This window comes from Crateriforma conspicua (genome assembly GCF_007752935.1).
GTDB classification, from domain to species: domain Bacteria; phylum Planctomycetota; class Planctomycetia; order Pirellulales; family Pirellulaceae; genus Crateriforma; species Crateriforma conspicua.
Map to the genome: position 1 here is coordinate 3287590 of NZ_CP036319.1, position 17456 is coordinate 3305045.

12 protein-coding genes are annotated in these 17456 nt (G+C 56.5%); 2 read left to right on the top strand and 10 right to left on the bottom strand.

Features of this window, described 5'->3' with window-relative positions; genetic code table 11:
• Positions 1-99: 99 nt before the first annotated feature.
• From Mal65_RS12375 to Mal65_RS12395, 5 genes are all read right to left on the bottom strand, one after another.
• Entirely contained in the window at positions 100-1023 is a 924-nt protein-coding gene (locus Mal65_RS12375; RefSeq protein ID WP_165701228.1) for a DUF1559 family PulG-like putative transporter, read from the bottom strand.
• 47 nt (positions 1024-1070) lie between these two features.
• Positions 1071-2333 (bottom strand): hypothetical protein, encoded by a 1263-nt coding sequence (locus Mal65_RS12380; RefSeq protein ID WP_165701229.1) that lies wholly within the window; start codon positions 2331-2333, stop codon positions 1071-1073.
• Positions 2334-2365: 32 nt separating this feature from the next.
• Positions 2366-3307 (bottom strand): hypothetical protein, encoded by a 942-nt coding sequence (locus Mal65_RS12385; protein WP_231131355.1) that lies wholly within the window; start codon positions 3305-3307, stop codon positions 2366-2368.
• Between the two features lie 2316 nt (positions 3308-5623).
• A complete protein-coding gene (nadA, locus tag Mal65_RS12390) occupies positions 5624-6778 on the bottom strand; it encodes a quinolinate synthase NadA (protein WP_145297909.1) in 1155 nt (384 codons plus the stop codon).
• Positions 6779-6849: 71 nt separating this feature from the next.
• Positions 6850-8160 (bottom strand): hypothetical protein, encoded by a 1311-nt coding sequence (locus Mal65_RS12395; RefSeq protein ID WP_145297912.1) that lies wholly within the window; start codon positions 8158-8160, stop codon positions 6850-6852.
• Positions 8161-8466: 306 nt separating this feature from the next.
• On the opposite strand from Mal65_RS12395, the gene Mal65_RS12400 reads away from it, so the two are divergent.
• Together Mal65_RS12400 and trhA are read left to right on the top strand one after the other, a co-directional pair.
• On the top strand, positions 8467-9321 hold the full coding sequence (locus tag Mal65_RS12400) for an alpha/beta hydrolase (protein ID WP_165701230.1): 855 nt from the start codon (positions 8467-8469) through the stop codon (positions 9319-9321).
• 87 nt (positions 9322-9408) lie between these two features.
• Complete coding sequence (gene trhA / locus Mal65_RS12405) at positions 9409-10164, top strand: PAQR family membrane homeostasis protein TrhA (RefSeq protein ID WP_196784793.1); 756 nt, start codon at positions 9409-9411, stop codon at positions 10162-10164.
• Between the two features lie 18 nt (positions 10165-10182).
• Here trhA and Mal65_RS12410 read toward each other — a convergent pair whose 3' ends face one another.
• The 5 genes from Mal65_RS12410 to Mal65_RS12430 all read right to left on the bottom strand — a co-directional run bounded on the left by Mal65_RS12410 (position 10183) and on the right by Mal65_RS12430 (position 17405).
• Complete coding sequence (locus Mal65_RS12410; protein WP_145304872.1) at positions 10183-11106, bottom strand: NAD(P)-dependent oxidoreductase; 924 nt, start codon at positions 11104-11106, stop codon at positions 10183-10185.
• 122 nt (positions 11107-11228) lie between these two features.
• Positions 11229-12677, bottom strand: a complete 1449-nt coding sequence (locus tag Mal65_RS12415; RefSeq protein ID WP_145297917.1) for a DUF1501 domain-containing protein — start codon at positions 12675-12677, stop codon at positions 11229-11231.
• Between the two features lie 43 nt (positions 12678-12720).
• Positions 12721-15228: a PSD1 and planctomycete cytochrome C domain-containing protein gene (locus tag Mal65_RS12420; protein ID WP_145297920.1), complete on the bottom strand. Its 2508-nt coding sequence runs from the start codon at positions 15226-15228 to the stop codon at positions 12721-12723.
• A gap of 252 nt (positions 15229-15480) precedes the next feature.
• Positions 15481-15783 (bottom strand): P-II family nitrogen regulator, encoded by a 303-nt coding sequence (locus tag Mal65_RS12425; protein WP_145297923.1) that lies wholly within the window; start codon positions 15781-15783, stop codon positions 15481-15483.
• Between the two features lie 38 nt (positions 15784-15821).
• On the bottom strand, positions 15822-17405 hold the full coding sequence (locus tag Mal65_RS12430) for a vWA domain-containing protein (protein ID WP_165701231.1): 1584 nt from the start codon (positions 17403-17405) through the stop codon (positions 15822-15824).
• Positions 17406-17456 lie beyond the last annotated feature (51 nt).

The following is a 17456-nucleotide window of genomic DNA, read 5'->3' on the forward strand; positions in this document are numbered from 1 at the left end:
ACAATGTAGCGCATCCTGCTTGGTCTACATTCCTCCAACAGCCCGATGTGGGCAACGGGCGACGCCGTCGCTCAAGCTAAACCAGATCGACGAGACCTGTCAGTGGACAAAGCTAATCGCTAAACGAACAAGTGTTTTTTCTACTGCTGGACCCAATCTTGCGAGTCTGGATCGAGCAAAACTATAAAGGTTTTTTTCCACAGTGTTGGCTACTCGACGCAACGCACCGTCTGCGAAAACAAACGATGCGTATCCCGGGTGAGGTGAGCCCCAGTTTTCGCGAAAAGGAATACCGACTCCATCAGGCACAACACCGAATCCACGTCTGGCTGTGCCCGCGGATCCGCCAAGATAAACTGGTTCGTCCCAGTACCACGACGTGGGAACCTGCACAGTCTGATCAAATGCCTTCTCACCGAACAATAGCGTGTTGCTCGTACCTCGACCAAAATCCCGAAAGCTCGAGAATTCGGGAAGATTGCGAATCTTCCAACCATTTGCAGCGAAATCAGTCTTTGCCATCGAATGGCCGCCGGAGCCGTAGTCACCGTAGGTGTCTAGGTGAGGCACCTGGGCGGGACCTCCTCGACTTCGTGAAGGACAATTGAAGACAGCTATACTTGGTAGAAAGACATTGTCGACATAGCAAGCTTGAAGTTCAAGTTGTGGAAAAAGTGCAAAGCACCACGAACCTTCCTGTTTCCAAGGAGAGAACTTGGGAGAACCGACTCCCCAGAAGAACCGCTGACGGGCAAAAAAATCATTGGTGTACGGACGAAAACCCTCACCATCCAAAGCAGGGATCTTTCTATTGGCGCCGCGTCTACCATTTCCAGGTAACACCTTGTGTGCCCCATGAAACAAATGAGTTGCAAGGCCCAGTTGTCGCAATCGCTCTCCACACTGCACACCACGGGCGGATTCTCGACTAGCATTGACTGCTGGAAGAATCAATGCAACCAAAATGGAAGCGATGGCAAAAAAGGTTACCAATTCGATCAATGTTACTGCGGACCGCGTCATGCAAAATGATTGCTGTCTTGATCGACAAATTCTGCATAACATCGATTTCACCCTTTCTTTCCAGACAACTTTATTGATCGCCTCAATATAGGAAAACGCCTGTCTATCATGCAATCAATGAGCAAGCATACACCCGAATACACAATAATAGCTTGGATCGAAACCAACGCTGCTCCATACCGGTCATAGTAACTGACAAGAACATACGGAACACTGAAAAGCATCCAGATTTTCAACGCGATAATCGCGTAGAAGGGAGAATCCCGAGATATCGCAAGCAAAACCACCATTATGCCGAAGAAACAATTCCATCCAACTTTCCATTGCCTACGTTGAACACAAAGAAATTCATGCTCAGGAGACCCCTCGCCCATCACGAACGCCTGAAATCGAAAGATCACACGCTTGATAGCATCAGCAGGAGAATTCTGTAAGCGTTGGAAAAACAGCTTTTGCTTGGAACGCACAAATTCCGATTCTCCTATTTCGTCATACTCAGCACCTGCTGGCGAATTGGCATGAACTGGATGTTGGGCCAAAGATGCGTATTCGGGAACACCATCATCGTCGACGATCAATGCTTGATAGGCATCGAAACCGGCATTCGATTTGATAGGAAAAAAACGCCCGAGTTGGTGATAGCATCGAAAACACCAAGGTAGACCGGCGAGAAGAAAACCAAAGACTAATAGGAGTCGGGTCCTTGCGTTTCTGGACAGCCAGAGTTGCAATATGATTGCAGCAATTCCTCCGACGGTATGTGTCAGTGCACCCACACCGGAAAAAAAACCTTTTGCAAATGCGAATTTTGAGCCAGATTCGTTTCTGGCGTCAATGACGACCATGAGCCAGAGAAGTGTAAGAAATATCAAACCGAAAAGATGGTCATGCGTAAATTGCGCTAAATGGTAAAAATTGGATGCGACGGCAATTGATCCGACAATTGCACCTAGAATAAATCGCCATTGCTTGGCATCGCAAGTTAAGACTGACCCCAAGAGCAGTGGTGGAAACAGAACGCAAGCGATCGTGGTCCACTGTACGCAACCCGCTGCAATCTTGACCCAACGCATGTCGCCCTGGGACGCAGTTAATACAAGGGCAATCAAGGCGGGGATTACAGGAGGCATCCAAGCCGTGGGCCCTGTCGCGCGTCCGAATGGATCTGAGAATCCGTTTCCCAAAAATAGCGAGTATGCAAGGTTCATATACTCCCCACCAAGGTGACCGGAATAGTCCGCAGAAAGTCCCAAGCCTGCTAGGAATGATGAGGACGGCACTTTCGCAATTAGTATGAAGGCTGTGGCCATCAGGGGTACAAAGACGAACCGAAGCGCATCCGCTAGCCCAAAGATCCGTGTTTTCTCTTCGCCCATCTCCACACCAAAACAGCACAAAAAGATAAAAATATTAACGCGGCCACAATGAGCTTCCAACCAAAACGCGAACTCTGCGAAAGCCCGTACGGCTCTCCGATGCCATATCGCGTGAGTTGGAATTGCGAAGGGATCTGTTTAAATGGAGAATATTCGTAGTCAAAATGAAAGTCCAACGCCAATTGCTCAGATCCATCGGGAGTTGCCCAGCGTGTACGGTAAACTTGAGAATCGACGATCCAAGCCTTGTAGTCGTCTGAGTATTTGAAACTATTCGCTATATCACATTTCGCTCTGTCACCGCTCTTATTCCCTTCTTCAAAGGTGCCTGATTCGATCTGATAGTGTCTGTCACTTCGAAGCCTAAACACACCGCTTCGCACGCGCCAACTCGAATTCTCAGGGCGTGTGTTTTTGACTTCGAGCACGACGATGGAATCTCCTTCTTTAGAAACTCGTGTTAACTCTGCATCTCCGTTTAAGATCGCCGTAAATAGACGCCGATCACCAACACGAACTCCCGCTGCGGCCGGAGAAAAATCCAGCCGAAGCGAATCTAAGTGCGGTGAAGGACGACTGGCCTGTTCCGCATCCATGGCGAAAAGAGTTTTGAGTCGCCAGGGCTCCTCCTGTGAGGGGCGGCCAATCAAAAAGAAATAGTCATCGTTTCGCCCAAAGACTCGTTCACCGGTTCCGTCATCCTGATACTCAAGCGAAACAGCATCAGTACCGCACCTTTCGTGAACGGAAACTTGCGGCGCACTTTGTTCGCCGTCGACAATCTCCATGTACGTGCGCTCAACCAGGTAGCAGTGCATGCGTTTGGCAAACTTTTCATACCCCCGCAACACGTCCTTGGGTAATGTCTCTGACGCACCGGCAGGCATGCATGGAAAACTGAACAGCAATAGGCAACTTGTGAAACGGCACGGATGACTGGTATTGAACAAACGGAGAAACCATGAAGAACAAACTCGAAGCACGAACACTAATCGATTCAATATTCCCACTGGAAACCTCCACCTTGATGAGAAACTTGAGAAACACGAGGGGAAACGCAAATCGACGATGAAAAAATTGCGATTCCCCCCCCCAGTTCGTTTCTCTGTATTGTCTTCCAAAATCTGAATTCAGGACGTAGAGTTCAGCCTAGGGCCACGACTCCGTCGTGCAATAGCAGTTAATGTTTTGGTATCGCTCGCACCTGCAATTTCGGCATCCATAGCCGAGGGGGTGGCAAGGTTCATTGCACATCATCATGTCTTGAAAACATGCCTCTAAATCTGCTTCGTTGCAATAGAGTAAGCAATACTCATCGTGGTCTTTGTAAGCGTTTACACTGGAAGAAAGCCCTGCAACAATCGCTGCGATCGCAAAACAGATGGTGCGATACCGGTAAACTCTTTGATTCTGAACCATCAATCCACCTTGCATAAATTGGAAATGAAACGGTGATTCACGAAATTCTGCCTTGCGAATCGTAGGTGTTCTTCCCTGGAAAACCGTGGGTCACTGGGCAGTGTCACTCTTTGTATGGGACCGGAGTCTTACACCGACAAATTGTTGCCACCGTGGGCAGACGCTATCGGTGCTGATGTGTTCTGGGGCAACCGTGTGTAGGTACGATTAGTAGAAATGTCTTGTTAGGCACGACCTGAATATAGTATTCCTAAGTAGGATTGCGTTGTATTTTGAGCGGGCGACAGTGCGATTGATGGGTCATTATGCGTCTTGCAATGAGTTGGAACTATTCCGCGTAAAAATCCGGATCGATTCTGTCACCGTTTTTGACGAATATTCAACCCATATATCGACTCGCTGTGGCGACCTTATGTGTCTTGCGGCTTCCGAGTTAATACTGATCTCTATTGTCTTATTGGAACTGCTCTGTAGTTTTCCTTCCGCCCCTTTCACCACAATGCAGGAACAGGTCACCTGGTGCCCAATAATCTCTGCCTCGACATGCGTGTCATTTTGAAGGGCAACTGACAGGGTCTGATCGTGTTCTTGATCAATGCTTTGATAAGCGAGCTCCTAGCGGTTGGGAACAATCAGAATCCCATCTTCACTCGCTGCCAATAGACTGAAAAGCTGAGGTGAGAACATGACTGCTAACATCGCCGAGAGCAGAATCAAGATTCTGGCAGATTGGTTCACCCACATTTATGAAATCCATCGGTAATTTGGTTCGGAAATTCAAACGCCAGCACTATACAAGTGTAAAAGACTATTCGATATTCTCTCGACGCAAAGGTCCCCCCCTTCGTTTTGAATTGATGAAGAGTGCGGAAAGCTTCGATAGTATCCTTGTTTGTCCCCAATGACGTAGGGGGCTAGTTGCTCAATGTATCGAAATCGCAATTCGAGCGATTTCGATTCCTGGTGAGCAAACCGAAACTCGATGACGGCCACGATCGCAGAAGGAGCAGGTTCTGATTCACCCAAGGCGTCAATGTTGATACGTAGCCCAACTAGGTTGCTTCCGTTTGGAAGCGAACAGAACACCAGCTGCGGTTGGATGCAATCACAGGAAGACACCATTGATTCGAGTTTGGAATTTGGCGAATTGAATGATTCTTCTAAAGGGAGAATATAGGTGTATGGACGGTCTCGTTAGATTAAGCCCAGGTCGATGCTTGGACTCAGCGGTTTCTTTGCAAAAGGCCGACGATGCTGGCTTGGCGAAGGAGTCCCCATTTGGTTTTGAAAATCTTTACCACACCCTCCGCAAAGGGTCATGATGCACAGTGCGAAAAGACCAGCAATCCTTCTACTCGCTGCGCGATACCTTTGACTCGCTAAAACCAATTTCTCACCCCTTCACCATCGAGCTGGACAGACCGACTATCTTGCCCTTGGTTGTACCCCCCCCCCCCCCCGGCGCGGTCAAGTCTTTCTTGGTCAAACTGAGGTTTGAGAAGAAAACGACCGACTCCCGGCATGGCAGTGTTAGACAGTCAAGTATGTTCAAAAGACCTGTGACGTGTCAGATCGTCGGGCATGTCAATCATTGACCACCCAGCGACATCAATCAGCGGCGAAAGAAGATGAACCGTCATTGATCAAGCGGAACCAGGATTTTGCTTCAGAGTTCCCACGCTTTGGATACCGACTGATCACGCGATTGCTGCGAAGTGAACCGTTTTCCAAACCCGCTCCCTCATATGCGTGTGCCCAAGAATTGGGCCACTTCATCGGATTCACTCACCAATTCCTTAGCCTGTTTACTTCACCTTCAGCATCCGCTGCAGTGCGACCAAGCTGTGATGCGTCGTTTCATCGTCGACCAGGATTTGGTTGACCACGCATCCGTCACGCAGGTTTTCCAGGCACCAGCACAGGTGGGCCAAGTCGATCCGGTACATCGTCGCGCACATGCAGACGACCGGCGACAAGAAATGAATTTCCTGTTCGGGGTGCTCCGCCTTCAGCCGGTTGACCAAGTGCAATTCCGTGCCGATTGCCCACTTCGTTCCCGGCGGGCTGTTGCGAACCGTGTCGATGATCTTTCCGGTGCTGCCGCTGACATCGGCGATGTCGTTGACTTCACGCGGGCATTCCGGGTGCACCAAGATCTTGATGCCGGGATGGTTCTTGCGAAAACCCTCGACATGTTCGGGCCGGAACATTTGGTGAACGCTGCAGTGGCCTTTCCACAAAATCACACGGCTGTCGCGCAGTGCCTGTTCGGTGTTCCCCCCCAGTTCCAACGCATAGGGATCCCAGACGGGCATTTGTTCGGTACCGATGCCCATGCCCAACGCGGTGTTGCGGCCGAGGTGTTGATCGGGAAAGAAGAAAACGCGATCGCCCCGTTCAAACGCCCAGTCCATCACCGATGCGGCATTGCTGCTGGTGCATACGATGCCGCCGTGGCGACCACAAAACGCCTTTAAGCTGGCCGCACTGTTGATGTAGGTCACGGGAATCACGCGACTGGTGTCGATGATTTCGCCCATGTCGGCCCAAGCGTCTTCCACCTGGGCGATCGCCGCCATGTCGGCCATCGAACAACCGGCCGCCATGTCTGGCAAGATTACGGTGACCCGGTCGCCGCCACGTGATTCCAATTTTTCCGGACGGTTGGCCAAGATGTCGGCGGTTTCCGCCATGAAGTGCACGCCGCAGAAAACGATCGTGCGGCACGTTTCGCTGGACGCAGCCAACTCGCTCAGCTTGTAACTGTCTCCCCGCAGGTCACAGTGCTGGATGACTTCGTCCTGTTGATAGTGGTGACCCAACAGCAACAGGGAATCGCCCATCGATTGCCGCACCGCTTCGATCCGCTGATGCAGTTCGTCGGATTCCAATGTTTTGTACGAAGCCAACGGGTGCAGCGAATCGTCTTTCGCAACTTTGGCTGTTGGCAATGCAGTCATCGACTTTTTCGGGGCTCATTTGATGGGGAATGGTGGGGCGGAACACCGGCTTTGGAACCGGTCGGCAATGCCTAGCGATCGCCGTGCTCCATAGGGTCCATTGTAGGTTCCACCACCGAAATCGACCATGGACAGACGCGTCGGATTTCAGCCGCCGATTCGGCATCGGGAACAAATACCCGCAAATCTGAGGCCGAAAAAGCATCCAAATCCACGTCGCCCGCAGCCCGAAATTCGCGTTCCGCCGTCCAGTCGACGGTCTTTCCGCGAGCTTGGGAACGATAGCGATCCGCTTCGTCCAGCCTCGACGACTGTTCGGGATCGCCGTACACGACCGGGCGAATTCCGCAGTCCAAAGCCGCTGATTTCCGGATCGCGATGCCAAACGGCAGGTAATCCCACCGCCGCAGGTGCGACCGATACGATCGGCGTTGCATCAATTCGCTGACCGAAACGGCGGAAAAGCAAACGACGGGATACTGGTGCGACGATGCGACCGCAGATGCCACCAGACGCCGTGTCGTGATGATTCGATGAAGCGTCCCCAGGGCACTCCGGTCCCGGTCGACCGACAACAGACAATCGTCCATCCATTGCTGGGACGTCTGGCCCGGCCAGGCTCCGGTGCAAGGTCTTGTGCAGTGTACCAGCCACCGGTCCGATTGCTGAATCCAGTCGGCATCGGTGTGGATCCAGCCACGATCGCTGACGGGATGGTCACCGCCGGCGACGTCTTGGTCGTACATCCAGTGCCCGACGGCACCGCCGCGGATCAACGGGCCGGATGCACAATCGGCCAGTCCGGTCACCGCGATGCGAACGTTCGGGGACGGTCGCAATTTCAATCGTTGCGTGATGAAACGCTGGATCGATCCGCCGCGACGAACGTACAACGCATCGATTGCGTCACAGTTTTGAATCAAACACCGATCGCCGGCGGTCGTGTCGCTGCGTTTGCGGTCACGGCGTTTGCCGTTCCCACGCTGCGGCGATGATTGTCGGTCGGTCTCGCCCGGCGACGGGGGAACACAAGGCGACAAAACCCCCAGTGACGCGCCGAACAATTCCGCGGCTCGGCTGGCCCAAGGCAGCACGGCGGATCCCGCCGAAACGACAAAGGCCGCGTTACGATTGCGGGCGTCGGTCATGATCCGCCGCAAACGTTGACAGACCTGTCGTCGACGGTGCGGATCATTGCCAAGCCGGCTGCACGTCAGTCCAATCGTTCGCTCAATCCTGGTCCGTCGACGAAGCCAACGAAGTTCATAGCCGTCACGACGACAGGCGTCGGCAAAGCCTGATGTCACGATCTCCGCGTCGACGTTCGCATTGCCGTCGCTGGTATCGTCGGTTCGTTTATCTGGACGGGTCCGAGTGTCCATGGGCCAGGGCCCTCCTGGTGCTGGCCGAGTGACTTGGGGTCCATCCACCTTTCGATTCACGCTTCGTGACGGCTTTGCGTGTGTCACCGGCCGCGGTGGATTATAAACGTCCCTGTCTTGCACTTCGACCAAGGAATTCCGATGACACACCCTGACTTTGCCAAGAAGTTTCATTCCAATGTTCTCAACTCGCTCGCGCCGAATCCCGCCAGACAGACCTCCGGCCCGCGGCCGATGATTTCCGTTTGCAGCATGATCCGTTGGTCCGCCGCCATCGTTTTGGGACTCCTTTGCACGGAAATTTCTATGAAGGCATCCGCCGACGAAGCAGCGACAGCCGTCATCGACATCTGGGACGGCGACGCACCGGCTTGGAATGCACCGCAGGCCGAGGAGAGTGACACCAGCGGACCGGACGGTCGTAAAGTCGCCGGTCGCTCGGTGATCCGTCTGGGAAATGTGTCGACACCCCAGCTGCACGTTTATCCCGCCCATGCCGACGGACCGGGCACATCGACGGTCGTGATCGCGCCGGGCGGCGGCTATTCGATCCTGGCGTGGGATTTGGAAGGCACAGAGATCGCGGCGTGGCTGAATTCCGTGGGAGTCGACGCGGTAGTGTTGAAATACCGCGTGCCGACTCGATCGGAGGACCAGAAATGGCTGGCGCCGGTCCAGGACATTCAGCGGTCGATCGTGATGCTGCGAACCAGCAAAGTCAGCGGCGTGAACGCACAAAAGATTGGCGTTTTGGGGTTTTCGGCCGGCGGGAACGCATCGGCGCGGGCGTTGACGGCGTCGACGCTACACTATGCCGCACATCGACCGGGCGACGGCAAAATTCGGTTCCAGCCCGACTTTGGCGTGCTGGTTTATCCCGCCTGGTTGGTCGAATCGGATGAAGATTTGACACTGATCGACGAGATCACGGTTGACAAAAACACGCCACCGGCGTTTTTTGCACACGCCATTGATGACCGTGTCAGTTGCCTGTCCAGCGTGGCGTTGTTCACGGAAATGAAGCGAAACGGGATCCCGTCGTCGCTGCACGTGTTCAGCGGTGGTGGACACGGGTTCGGTCTGCGTCAGGCCGATTCCCCGACCGATCAATGGCCCGACCTGTGTGCGACTTGGTTGCGTCAGATCGGCATGGCCAAGTAGCCCGGCGACAATCAACGCCGGGCGCTGCGTCGCTGAACCATCGACCTATTTCCACGACGCAAGAGATCACAAACAAGGATGCGCCCGGTGTTACAGCCACAGCCGATTCAGCCCGATTGCCCCGATGGCGACGGCGAATCCAACGGCACTGATTCTGCCTCCGATGAATCATCGGCCCGGGACCCCGATCCCACGCTGTCGCAAGCGCCGATGAAGCCCGGTGAAGAATGGGCCAACGCGCTGTCGCACGGCGGCGCTTGTCTGGCGGCCGTGATCCTGGGTGTGATGTTGGTCGCCAAAGCATGGCGGGTCGACACGACGATGGGGATCGCCTGTGCCGCGTATGCGGTGTCGGTTGTGGGAACGTTTCTGGCGTCGACGCTGTCGCACACCGTGTTTCGCCAGCCTTGGTTGAACCGTTTCCGTGCCTGGGATCAAGCGATGATTTATTGCATGATCGCGGGCACCTACACGCCCATCATCGTCGCCCACGCGGGACCGACGAATCGAATCTGGCTAAGCATCGCGGTTTGGACGGCTGCGCTGACCGGATTTGTCGCCAAGGTGGCGCTGCGACACCGGATCAACGGAATCAGCACGGTCACCTATTTGATGCTGGGCTGGTTTCCCGCGGTGCCGTTGATCGGCCAAGTCCCACGGGCATTGGCGTTGGGCATGTTTGCCGGTGGAGTGCTGTATTCGATCGGGGTGATCTTCTTGATCAACGACCGTCGATTTCGATACGCCCACGTCGTCTGGCACGCCTTTGTGATGGCGGCCGCTTTCGTGCACTACCGGTGCATCGATTGGTATTGCGTCGACTTGGCGATGGCATCGAGGTAAGCGACGGTCGTCGGATCGCTAATTTCGCGTTTTCCAGTCGAATCCGTTCAGGCTGGACAGTGCCAGTGCCAACGCGTGGGTTCCGTCTTTGGCGTGCCCCTGTGCGGCGACCGCTTGATAAAGCTGCTGAGCCAGCGCCAAGCCCGGCATCGACAATCCCATGCGTCGGCTTTCGGCGAGCGCGATCCCCATGTCTTTGATGAAGTGTTCGACAAAAAAGCCGGGGTCAAAGTTGTTGTCGATGATGCGAGGCCCCAAGTTGGACAGTGACCAACTGCCCGCCGCACCGCTGCCGACACTCTTTAACACGGTCGGCAAGTCCAACCCCGCGCGGTGGCCATAGATCAACGCTTCGCAGACGCCGATCATGCCGGTGCTGATCAAAATCTGATTGACCATCTTGGTGTGTTGGCCGGAACCCGCGTCGCCTTGATGCACGACCGTTTTGCCCATCGCGTCCCAGCACGGCTGCAGCGCCGCTACCGCCCCGGCATCGCCACCGATCATGATCGACAGCGTGCCCTTTTTGGCACCTTTGTCGCCACCAGAAACCGGTGCGTCCAAAGCCAACACGTCTCTCTTGGCCGCAGCCTGGGCGATTTCCACGGCCAACGAGGGCTGGCTGGTGGTCATGTCGACGATGATGTTCCCACTGTCGCATCCGGCCAAGACACCGGTATCTTCGTCCAAGATCACCGAGCGAACGTCGTGGGGAAAACCCACAATGGTGAAGATCACATCAGACGTCTCGGCTACCGCACGAGGGCTGTCGGCCCATGTCGCGCCGCGCTCGATCAACGCCTCGGCTTTCGATCGCGTTCGATTGAACACGGTTGCCGAAAAGCCCGCGTCGATCAGATGCCCGCACATGCTGGCACCCATCACGCCGGTTCCAATCCATCCGATGCGTGTCTTTCCGGGTTCGATCGCGTTGACGGACATCATTGCCTTTGAATTGCGAAGGTGAAAACGTTGTCGGCCGAAACGGATCTTGTGAACGATGGCAAAGCCTTGTGGACTTTGTCATCGCTTCAAGTGATGCGCGAATCAAATCCGGGGCTTGGCTAGCCCATCGTGGCCAGTTGCTGAATGAACGCGCCTTCGTTGACCGTGGGCCGTTCCAAGCGTCCTTGATAGTTGTAGGACAACCGCATGTTGTCCAGCCCCATCAGGTGCAAGATGCTGGCGTGGATGTCGTGCACGTGCGCACGATCCCTTACCGCGTACAAACCCAGTTCATCGGTCTCGCCGATCGTCTGGCCGCCCTGGACGCCGCCGCCGGCCATCCACATGGTGAAGCCGGTCGGATTGTGGTCGCGTCCGTCGCCCTGTTCGCTCATCGGCGTGCGTCCGAACTCACCGCCCCACAAGACCAAGGTTTCATCCAGCATGCCGCGTTGCTGCAAATCGGTCAGCAATCCCGCGATCGGCCGGTCGACTTCCCGGCAATACTTGCTGTGGTTGCCTTCGATGCCTTTGTGAGCGTCCCATTTGCTGCCCGCGCCGCTGTAAAGCTGGATGAACCGCACGCCGCGTTCGACCAATCGGCGTGCCAGCAAGCAAATGCGGCCGTACGGTCGGGTGGTGTCATCGTCCATGCCATACAGTTGGTGTGTCTGGGCCGTCTCTTGCGACAGATCCACCGCCTCCGGTGCAGACGCTTGCATGCGATAGGCCAGTTCGTAGGATCGAATCCGCGCATCCAATTCGCTGACTTCTGGCAACCGGCTGGCGTGACGGCGATTGATTTCTGCGATCAGATCCAGCTTTTCACGTTGCCGAATGTCGCTGATTTGTTTCGGCGTTGAAAGATTGCGAATCGGCTGGGTCGGATCATCGCTGCCCACCGGTGTTCCCTGGAACGTGGCCGGCAAAAAACCGTTGCCCCAGTTGCGAACCCCATTGACCACCGGCGTCGTGCGGTCTTGCATGACGACGAACGCGGGAAGGTCCGCATCGCCGGTGCCCAGTCCATACGTTGTCCATGCCCCCAGCGACGGACGCCCGCCCAGGATGCTGCTGGTGTTCATCAGGTTGCAGCCGCCGGCGTGGTTGATGCCTTCGCCGTAGCAAGAACGAATGACGGCCAGTTTGTCGGCGTGCTGTGCGACGTTGGGGAACCAATCGCTGATCTCCAGCCCACTTTCGCCATAGCGATCCCACTTCCGCTTGCACGCCAGCAACGCGGTGTTCTTTTCGCCCATCGCCGTGATCGGTTCCTTGAAACTGCTGGGCAACGGTTGGCCGGCAAGTTCATTCAACAACGGCTTGCGATCGAATGTGTCCAGTTGGCTGGGGCCGCCTTCCATGAACAGAAAGATGACGCTTTTCGCCGTCGCCGCATGGTGAACACCGCCGCCGGCCAAGGTGCCCGCGGCGGCCGATTGCTGCGCCAACATGCTGCGCAGGGCCAGCGCCCCAAACCCCGCACCGGCGTTGACCAAAAAGTCGCGACGGTCACGCAGGATGCGATGGTGCGGGACGCCGATGCGATCACACAGCGATGAAGTCATGGGCGATACCCGGGAAAGTGTTAAATGAACAAAAAGTGCAGGATCATTCGACGAACAAAAACGCGTTGGCGTTCAACAACACGTGGCAAACGTCGCGGCATCCGTCGTCACCCGCCTGGACCAACGGCGACAATAATTCAACGTCATCGTCGGACATCGGTTGGCATGTCAGGATCAGGGCCGCATGACGAACGAACTGTTCCGCCCAATCGCCCGAATCGCGGTGGATGCCATCGCGGCGAAGGTCCGCTTGGACACGATCGGCATACTTTTCGGACACATGAATCAGACGATCGTTGTTGATCATCATCAACGACTGGGTGGCGGTGATCGTGACGTCGCGGCGTGCGGTGCCGACGATCCCAGTCGGGGCATCCATCAACTGCAGCATCTCGTCACCCGTGTTACGTTTCCGCTGCAGGTAGATCGTTCGACGCGGCGGCGCTCCGCTGGGACTGGGGCCACCGATCTGGTGATTCACTTGGTCCATCACCGCCAGCAGCGTGTCCCGGTACTGTTCCGCATCTAAACGCCGGACGCTGCGACGCCACAGCAGCCGATTTATCGCGTCGATTCTTTGGCCGTCGGCACGTCGCGGATGATGGGCCGATTGCCGGTACGTTTCGCTCAGCAGGATTTCACGCTGCAGCCGTTTCAAATCCCAACCGGTTCGCTGCAGTCGATCGGCCAGGTAGTCCAGTAGTTCCGGATGAGTCGGCGGGGTCCCGAGCGCGCCAAAGTCATTGGGCGACGCGACGATGCCACGGCCGAAGTAGTGTTGCCAAATGCGATTCGCGATCACGCGAGCGGTCACCGGATTTTCCGGCGACGTCATCCAACGTGCCAGCGCCAATCGTCGTCCCGTCGATGTCGGGTCGGATGGGGGTGGGGCGACATCCAGCGGCATTCCGCCATAGATCTCCGGGACCTCCGGTGCAAAGCTTCGTCCGCTATGTCGGCCTGGTAACCGCGTGGGACGAATGTCACCCGACGCATCGGCGACTGTCATCACAGGACGTGACGGTCGCGGGCTGTATCCCAGTTGTTTCAATTCCGCGATGATCTCGCGTCGCCGAGCGGTGGCTTCTTTGCCGATCGTCTTTTCAATTTCGCTGTCGCGTGCCTGTCGATCCAACACCTGCAAGTGAACCAGGTGCGCGATTTGTGATTCGTAACTGTTGCGTTGATCGGCCGGCTTGTCGTACATCGCCAGCACTTCGTCCGGAAACAATTCCGCCGCGGCGCGTCCTGCTTTTTCTAACGCTTCGGAATCGATCGTGGCCAACTCGGCGACCAGCGATTCGATTTTGGTTCTGTTTCGGGCGTCCGCGGTATCGGAAATCTTCGGGTTGGTGATGTCGCGGAAAATCAACGGTTCGAACACGCTGCGGAAATGGAAATAATCGCTGCGTGGGATCGGATCGAACTTGTGATCGTGGCATTTTGCACAAGCCAAACCGGTCGCCAAAAAGACATCGGCGGTGACATCGGTCAATTCGTCAACGATGACTTCCCACTGGCCTTCGGCATCGCGTTGGTTGTATTCGTAAATGCCTTGTCGCAAGAATCCGGCGGCCGTCAGTGCTTCTTCGCTGTTCGGATCGACTTCGTCGCCGGCGATTTGCATCGTCACAAATTCGTCGTACGGCATCGCCGTGTTCCAAGCGTTGACGACCCAATCGCGATATCGGTGCGCCGACGCGCGAAAGGCGTCTTGGCGATAACCGTCCGATTCGGAAAAGCGAACCAGGTCCAACCAAAACCGCCCGATCCGTTCGCCGTGACGCGGGTCGGCCAGCAACCGATCGACGGTTCGTGCGTAGGCATCGGGCGAATCGTCTGCCAAGAAGTCGTCGATGTCACTTTGACCGGGTGGCATTCCGGTCACGTCATAGAACAACCGCCGCAGCAACGTACGCCGATCCGATCGTGGGGCTCGCGACAAACCGGCTGTTGCGAGCGCATCGTCGATGTATCGGTCGATCATTCCGGCCGCCGCGGGGAAGTCGCCTGTGGGGACCATGCCGATCGGTGGAACGGTGCGAACCGGTTCGGCAGCCCAATAGTCCTGTGCATCGGAATCCGAGTCGGAATCGTCGCCGGCGTGACCAAAGGATTCCGGCCAGTAAGCACCCTGGTCGATCCAACGACGAAGGATCTCGGTCTCCGATTCGGTCAGTGGTTCATCGGGCGGCATTTCCAGACCGTCATAGCGAATGGCCGCCATCAGCAAACTGGCATCCGCGTCGCCGGGGATCACGGCCACGCCGCTGTCACCTCCCTGGGTGATCGTGGTCGCCACGTCCAAACGCAAACCGCCTTCGCTTTCCGTTTCGCTGTGGCATTCATAGCAACGACGAATCAGCAGCGGTCGGACTTCGCTTTCAAAAAACTTGGCATTCGAGCGAGAAGCTTCCACCGACACCAGCGTCGCGTCGGCCGATTCCGCCGCCCGCATGGCACCGATCAGCCCGCATAGAAAGACCGAGAGACCGATCGCGAGTCGCGCCGCCGGGGTACGAAGGCATCGGTCGAGGGATCCGCGCGTCATCAAACGGCGCCTCTGGCGGTGGGAAGGTGCGGAAAGGCGGGGCAGGGTGGGGGGGACGCATGTGGCGAAACGCACCGCTATCGCCGATCGACGGGGGCGGCGCGGGCCGTCATGCCACACCAGCTTAATGGATCGCCGGGGCCCACGGCAAGAAAAATGGGGGCCGCCACCGGTATCCGAATCGGGGGGCGAAGCGATCACGTCGATGCCCAGCACCGATATCTCGCGATGGCTGAGAATGTTCCGCGGCGTCTACAGAAACGAATCGACCGACGTCACCAGAATCTTACCGTCGCCGATGCGTCCGCTGCGGGCGACTTGGGTGATCTTCTGCAGGACTTCTTCGTACCGCGAATCGTCGACCCACATGGTGATTTCGACTTTCGGCAAAAACGCTTCGTCGTATTCGGTTCGCTGGTATTCGTCCAAGTAGCTTTTCTGGCGACCGTATCCCTTCACTTCCGTCACCGTCAGGGCCTCCAGCGGAGCACGGCGAAGCGACGCCAGCACTTTTTCGGCCAGATGAGGTCGGATGACGGTGATGATCTGCTTCACGACGATGGGTCCGTATCGCAAACGATCCGCCTTGACGGCTATCGTTTTTCGCTGGGGTCGGGCACGTATCGGAATTGTCCCTGATTCTTCTTCGCGATCAAACGCATCCGCGTCTCGCCTTCACGATTGTGGTAACTGATCGTGTGAACGATGCTGATCGGGTTTGCGTCGCCGAACAAGTTTTCGACCCGGTTTTCTTCGTCCAACAGTTCGACGATCCCCTGCGGGAATTCACCGTCGGACAGCAAGAAGATCACGTCGGGTTTCAGCCCCAGTGCGAAACGCAGGGCGTCGTACGGGGCGCGGCCTTTGTCGATCTTGATCCGCATCGCCCACTGACGCAGTTTCTCTTTGTTTTCCGGCGTCGCCAAGACACTACGTGGTTCGTCGCGGTTGGCGTCGGACAACCGCATGTAATCGCTTTCGGCGTCAAAGAAGACCACATAAAAACGCTGGTCGGCTCGCAGTGCCGCGATCGAACGCAACAATTCCAAACGTGCCGATGCGAACGCGTCGCCCATGCTGCCCGAACTGTCGACCAGATAAACAAAGTGATTGCCGCCGCCCTTGATGCCGCAGAATTCAATCTTCTCCATCGAATCACCGCCGGCCAACGACATCGCCGTCCCGCTGGACTGGCTCAGCGAACGTGCCGCCGGCGTCACCGCCACCGGTGCATCGGACGGGTCGGGCGAAAACGATGCCGCGTAGACTTCCCCCACGGGGCTCAGCTCATACTGCACATCGGTCGTCGACGGATCCTCCGGCTGGACTTCCGGTTCGTTCGTTTCGATCGACAGGGTTTCGATGGTCGGTTCGGGATTCGGATCGCTGGGCGAACCCGTCATCGCGATCTGGTCTTTGGGCCGTGTCGCTTGCAGCGTCATCCAACCCAAGATCAACAACAACACCAAGTGCACACCGCCACTGATCAGCCACGGCATCGGCCGCACACGGCGCCCCGCTTCGTCCTCCTCCGATTCCTCGGCATCGACCAAATCGGGGCCGTCGCCGTCTTGATCAGAATCATTGGCCAATGCCAAATCGTGTTCCGCCGCGTCCAACGTCTGCTCGATCGACAACGCCGTCGCGTCCAGCCTGCTGAAATCGGGGGCCTCGGCATCGGGGCCCACCACATCGGACGACGCTGTGCGGGCGGTCACTTGGTCTGGCCCGTCGCCATCGGCGGCGGAATCGGGCGTTTCGGTCGGATCGACGGCGGAATCCGCGTCGCCGGAGCGATCGAAATGGGGGCGGCGAATCTCGTCGTGCGGCGAATCCCGTCGAACTTGCGGTTGGTCCAACAAAGCGGATCCAGCGGTCGGTTCGATCACCGCCTGGCCGATCGGCCCGCCCATCGAAACGGCTTGGGCCGCCGCGACGTCGTTCCAATCGGTAAAGCGTGGCGGATCGGCCACCGCCGTTGCCCCGCCGTCGGTTTCGTCCAGCTGACGCAACAGCGATTCCAACTGTTGTTCCTTGGCCCTCAGTTCGGCCAACGAACGCTGTTGGCGGACCCGACGTAGTTCACCTTCAATGGCCTTTCGTCGCTGAACCGGATCGTCGGGCCAGCCGTCGGTCGGGTCTTGATCGGCGGGATCAGGGGCTTGCGAATCGGTCAAAGTCAATCATCCCATCGGCAACTGGTGTACACCCGCCTATTCTGACAAGGT